This is a genomic window from Corynebacterium sp. MSK035, from assembly GCF_030232615.1.
Lineage (GTDB): Bacteria > Actinomycetota > Actinomycetes > Mycobacteriales > Mycobacteriaceae > Corynebacterium > Corynebacterium jeikeium_D.
This window is the reverse complement of the sequence record NZ_JASPJP010000036.1, coordinates 1-2,536: the sequence shown is the minus strand read 5'-3', so window position 1 is coordinate 2,536 and position 2,536 is coordinate 1. Positions and strand designations below refer to the sequence as shown.

Annotated in this window: 1 protein-coding gene and 2 rRNA genes; all 3 read right to left on the bottom strand. The window is 54.1% G+C overall.

Annotated features, from left to right (window positions below):
* A 23S ribosomal RNA gene (locus tag QP978_RS10705) occupies window positions 1–329 on the bottom strand; the annotation flags it as partial.
* A gap of 381 nt (window positions 330–710) precedes the next feature.
* Window positions 711–2,233: ribosomal RNA gene (locus QP978_RS10700) — 16S ribosomal RNA — on the bottom strand.
* A 106-nt stretch (window positions 2,234–2,339) separates the two neighbouring features.
* Window positions 2,340–2,536: hypothetical protein (locus tag QP978_RS10695; RefSeq protein WP_207105045.1), on the bottom strand; the 197-nt coding region annotated here is incomplete at its 5' end.

Below are 2,536 nucleotides of genomic sequence, written 5' to 3'. Positions count from 1 at the left end.
TGCATCCCCACAACCCCACGCACGCAAACCCTGCCAGGTATCACACGCACGCGGTTTAGCCTCATCCACGTTCGTTCGCCACTACTAACGGAATCACAATTGTTTTCTACTCCTACGGGTACTGAGATGTTTCACTTCCCCGCGTAACCACCAATTAGACTATGAATTCATCTAACGGCGACCGCCCACAACGACGGCCAGGTTTCCCCATTCGGACACCCTCGGATCAACGCTCAGTTGGCAGCTCCCCGAGGCCTATCGCAGCCTCTCACGTCCTTCATCGGCCTACTATGCCAAGGCATCCACCATGCGCCCTTACAACACAACACACAAACAAATAACTAAGAACAATCACAAACAGAAAAACTGCTTGACAAAATCGAACTTACAGAAAAACAAGATGCTCGCGTCCACTATCCAGTTCTCACACAACACCCACACACCACAAAACAAACCACCAAACAGCAGCCTGCCCGCAGCACGCAGCAACCTGTAAACAGGAACAACAACATGTGTCATCCCAGACACCCAACAGCGCACCAACAACCAACCAACACCAAAGGAAAGCACAAACGCTTAAAATCATCACACGCACGCGCAGACCACCACTTCAGTGATCTAACCAGTAGGTGTTCCACCCAAAAAACAAAAAATAGCCACACGCCACCAACACGATGACACATGACACAAAGAAAAAATAATCTCCTTAGAAAGGAGGTGATCCAGCCGCACCTTCCGGTACGGCTACCTTGTTACGACTTCGTCCCAATCGCCAATCCCACCTTCGACAGCTCCCCCACAAAATGTGTTAGGCCACTGGCTTCGGGTGTTACCGACTTTCATGACGTGACGGGCGGTGTGTACAAGGCCCGGGAACGTATTCACCGCAGCGTTGCTGATCTGCGATTACTAGCGACTCCGACTTCACGGGGTCGAGTTGCAGACCCCGATCCGAACTGAGACCGGCTTTGCGGGATTAGCTCGCCCTCACGGACTGGCAACCCACTGTACCGACCATTGTAGCATGTGTGAAGCCCTGGACATAAGGGGCATGATGATTTGACGTCATCCCCACCTTCCTCCGAGTTAACCCCGGCAGTTTCTTACGAGTCCCCACCACAACGTGCTGGCAACATAAGACAAGGGTTGCGCTCGTTGCGGGACTTAACCCAACATCTCACGACACGAGCTGACGACAACCATGCACCACCTGTATACAAGCCACAAGGGAAACACCATCTCTGGCGCGATCCTGTATATGTCAAGCCCAGGTAAGGTTCTTCGCGTTGCATCGAATTAATCCACATGCTCCGCCGCTTGTGCGGGCCCCCGTCAATTCCTTTGAGTTTTAGCCTTGCGGCCGTACTCCCCAGGCGGGGCGCTTAATGCGTTAGCTACGGCACGGATCCCGTGGAAGGAAACCCACACCTAGCGCCCACCGTTTACGGCATGGACTACCAGGGTATCTAATCCTGTTCGCTCCCCATGCTTTCGCTCCTCAGCGTCAGTTACTGCCCAGAGACCCGCCTTCGCCACCGGTGTTCCTCCTGATATCTGCGCATTTCACCGCTACACCAGGAATTCCAGTCTCCCCTACAGTACTCAAGTTATGCCCGTATCGCCTGCACGCCCGGAGTTAAGCCCCGGAATTTCACAGACGACGCGACAAACCACCTACGAGCTCTTTACGCCCAGTAATTCCGGACAACGCTCGCACCCTACGTATTACCGCGGCTGCTGGCACGTAGTTAGCCGGTGCTTCTTCTCCATCTACCGTCAGAAACCCTTCGTCGATGGTGAAAGGAGTTTACAACCCGAAGGCCGTCATCCCCCACGCGGCGTCGCTGCATCAGGCTTCCGCCCATTGTGCAATATTCCCCACTGCTGCCTCCCGTAGGAGTCTGGGCCGTGTCTCAGTCCCAATGTGGCCGTCCACCCTCTCAGGCCGGCTACCCGTCGCCGCCTTGGTAGGCCATTACCCCACCAACAAGCTGATAGGCCGCGGGCCCATCCCACACCGAAAAAACTTTCCACCACACCCTCACGGTGCGGTCCTATCCGGTATTAGACCCAGTTTCCCAGGCTTATCCCGAAGTGCAGGGCAGGTCACCCACGTGTTACTCACCCGTTCGCCACTCGTGTACCCCAGCAAGCTGGAGCCTTACCGTTCGACTTGCATGTGTTAAGCACGCCGCCAGCGTTCGTCCTGAGCCAGGATCAAACCCTCCATCAAAAACCCTTCAAATCAGAAGAATCAAAAAAACAATGAAAGGCCCAAAAACCTGACAAAAACAAAACAAACAACCACCACACACCAAAAACAGTGCGCGGCCTGGCCGTTATCCAAAAATAAAACGTTCTCCCCTTCGAACCGACGAGGCCAAAAAAGAAGAGAACAACCATGATCTTTCCCACAAATGAAAAAACCACGCGAAAAGCACCCAAACAAAGGCGCCGCCACGCAATCCATCACCCGCAAGCACAAAAGGACCCAAAACAAACAAAGGCCCCCGGCACCCACCAGCAACACACACGC